Below are 2,634 nucleotides of genomic sequence, written 5' to 3'. Positions count from 1 at the left end.
GACGCTGACCGGTGAGTGCTTCGTGGCCTCGTGGTAGGCGAGGATCGCGGCCCGGTCGTCGACGTCAGCCATGGCGAGGCAGGAGCCGGGGGATCTTCTGGGCCAGCTCGACCACGAACCCGTCGGGATCGAGGAGGTGGAGGGCCCGGTGTCCCCACGGCCGGTCCATCGGGCCGGAGAGGAACTCGACGCCCAGGCCCCGGAGCCGCTTGGCTTCGGCATCGACGTCCTCGACGAGGAAGAGGACCTCGCCGGCCGGGCCTCCCTCGGTGGGCTCGCGGCGAATCAGGTCAGAGGCGCGTGTACGCTCAAGGAGCCCGAACCTCGTCTCGCCGGTGACGAACTCCGCGTACCCCGCGTCGCGGAGGTTGAAGGGGAGCCCGACCACGTCTCGATAGAACGCGACCGACGCCTCCAGATCGCAGACGTACAGGATCACATAGCCGAGGCTCTCCACGGCCACCATCGAACCATAACCGGCTCCGGGACCTGCGAAGCCATCTGCAGCGGGAGGGGTACATGCCCCCCACTACTTCTTGGCGGCCTCGAAGTAGGGACTGGTCCCGCTGGCGTGGTCGGTGACGTCGAGCACCCTCGTGATCTCGGGGACGAGCTCCTTGATGGCAACCTCTATCCCCTGGCCAAGCGTGACGGTTGCCATGCTGCAACCCTGGCATCCTCCGCTCAGTCGGAGGTAGGCCGTGTTGTCCTGTACCGCCACCAACTCGGCGTGGCCCCCATGGGCCGCGATGCTCGGGTTGATCTGCCGGTCCAGGACCACCATGACTCGCTGGGCCACGTCGCCGGAGAGATCGGCCTTCAGATCGGCCGGCGGGCGGCTGCCCACCGCAGGGCTGCTCGGGCCGACCGGCGTGATGGGGAGCGGACTCCCGATGCTCGGCCTCGGGCGGTTGGGGTTGGTGATCGCCCAGCCCGCTTGGTCGAATTGGACCACCCAGTCGACGCTCGCTCCGCGCAGCTTCTCCACGCTGTCCGGTGGGATGGCGATCGCCAGGTCGTCGTCACCGAGCTCTGTGTCCGAGGGCGTTACGGACTCCCGGAGCTGGAAATACATCTTGTAGGTGTACTCGCCGTCCACGATGCCGGTCACCTCTAGCCGAAGCACAAGGCGCTCGGGCTGCGGATCCTCTGCTCTTTCCTCGAGCAGCTTCGCGCGTGCGGTCGGCGAGATCCTGAGGATCGACTTCAGTGAGGCTTGGTCCTCGGTAGTCATTCTCCACCCCGCTCCGCGCGAGCAGTCGGATCCACCGTTGAGACGGCGGCTCGTAGCTAGGATACGTTTGTGGCTCGCCTACTCCTTCTCTTGCCCACCTCCACCTACCGAGCCGGGGATTTTCTTCGGGCGGCGCGGGCACTCGGGGCCGAGGTTGTGGTGGCCTCCGAGCGCCGGCAGGCACTGGCCGGGGTCATGGGCCATCGGCCCTCACGGTGAACTGCAAGAACCCCGACGAGGCCGCGGACACGATCGCCCGGCTGGCGGCCCGAACGCCGCTCGACGCGGTGGTGGCCGTCGACGACGAGGGCGTGCTGGTCGCCGCGCTGGCAGGGCAGCGGTTGGGACTGGCCCACAACCCACCCGATGCGGCTGCACGCAGCCGGGACAAGGCCGCAATGCGCCGAGCCCTGGAGTGCGCCGGGGTGCACCAGCCCGAGTTCCGGATGGCCGGCTCGGATGCGGAGGTCGCCGGGCTTGCCGCCCAGGTGGGCCTTCCCTGTGTGGTCAAGCCGGTCTCGCTCTCGGGCAGCCGGGGCGTCATCCGAGCCGACGATCCGGAGGCGGCGGTCGTGGCCGCGAAACGGGTCCGGGCGATCCTGGCCGACGCGGGCGAGGATCCGGACGCCCCGTTGCTCGTCGAGCGATACATCTCTGGCGATGAAGTCGCTGTTGAGGGCCTGCTTCGGGGTGGGACCCTCGAGCCCCTCGCGGTGTTCGACAAGCCCGATCCGCTGGAGGGCCCCTACTTCGAGGAAACTATCTATGTCACCCCGTCCCGCCTACCTCCGGAGACGCTGGACGCGATCGTCCGAATGACGGCCGACGCGGCCGCGGCGCTCGAGCTCGTGGAGGGGCCGATCCACGCCGAGCTTCGGACCGATGGAGGGCGGGCCTGGGTTCTCGAGCTGGCCGCGCGCTCCATCGGCGGCCTGTGCTCACGCTCGCTGCGCTTCGGGGTAGGCGTCACGCTGGAGGAGGTGATCCTGCGCCACGCACTCGGGCTTCCCATCGACGACCTGCGGCGCGAGTCAGCGGCCTCGGGGGTGATGATGATCCCCATCCCTCGGGCCGGGATCTTAGAGGAGGTGCGGGGCCAGGACCGGGCCCGAGCCGTTCCGGGAATCGCGGGGCTCGAACTCACCATCGGGCCGGGGCGGCAGGTGATACCCCTGCCTGAGGGCGACCGATACCTCGGCTTCCTGTTCGCTCGGGCCGACGGTCCCGAGGGTGTCGAGGACGCGCTCCGCACCGCGCATGGCCACTTGGAGATCGTGATCGGCGCACAGGAATGATCAGCCCTGGGTCCAATGAGACCTGGTCGCATCAGGCGTCGACGAACAGGGCTATCGACGCGGTGAAGCCGTGCAGAAAGTTCTTCCCCCCGACCGGCCCGATCT

The 2,634-nt window shown here is 68.8% G+C and carries 3 protein-coding genes; 1 reads left to right on the top strand and 2 read right to left on the bottom strand.

Features of this window, described 5'->3' with window-relative positions; genetic code table 11:
- Positions 1-64: 64 nt before the first annotated feature.
- Positions 65-466, bottom strand: coding sequence for a VOC family protein (locus M3Q23_08005; protein ID MDP9342029.1), 402 nt, complete (start codon positions 464-466; stop codon positions 65-67).
- 63 nt (positions 467-529) lie between these two features.
- Positions 530-1,111 (bottom strand): NifU family protein, encoded by a 582-nt coding sequence (locus M3Q23_08000; protein ID MDP9342028.1) that lies wholly within the window; start codon positions 1,109-1,111, stop codon positions 530-532.
- A gap of 338 nt (positions 1,112-1,449) precedes the next feature.
- On the opposite strand from M3Q23_08000, the gene M3Q23_07995 reads away from it, so the two are divergent.
- Positions 1,450-2,529, top strand: a complete 1,080-nt coding sequence (locus tag M3Q23_07995) for an ATP-grasp domain-containing protein (protein MDP9342027.1) — start codon at positions 1,450-1,452, stop codon at positions 2,527-2,529.
- The last annotated feature ends 105 nt before the right edge of the window (positions 2,530-2,634 follow it).

Source organism: Actinomycetota bacterium, from assembly GCA_030774015.1.
In the GTDB taxonomy this organism is placed as follows: Bacteria; Actinomycetota; UBA4738; order UBA4738; family JACQTL01; genus JALYLZ01.
The sequence above is the reverse complement of the archived record's forward strand: the minus strand, read 5'-3'. Positions and strand labels throughout refer to the sequence as shown.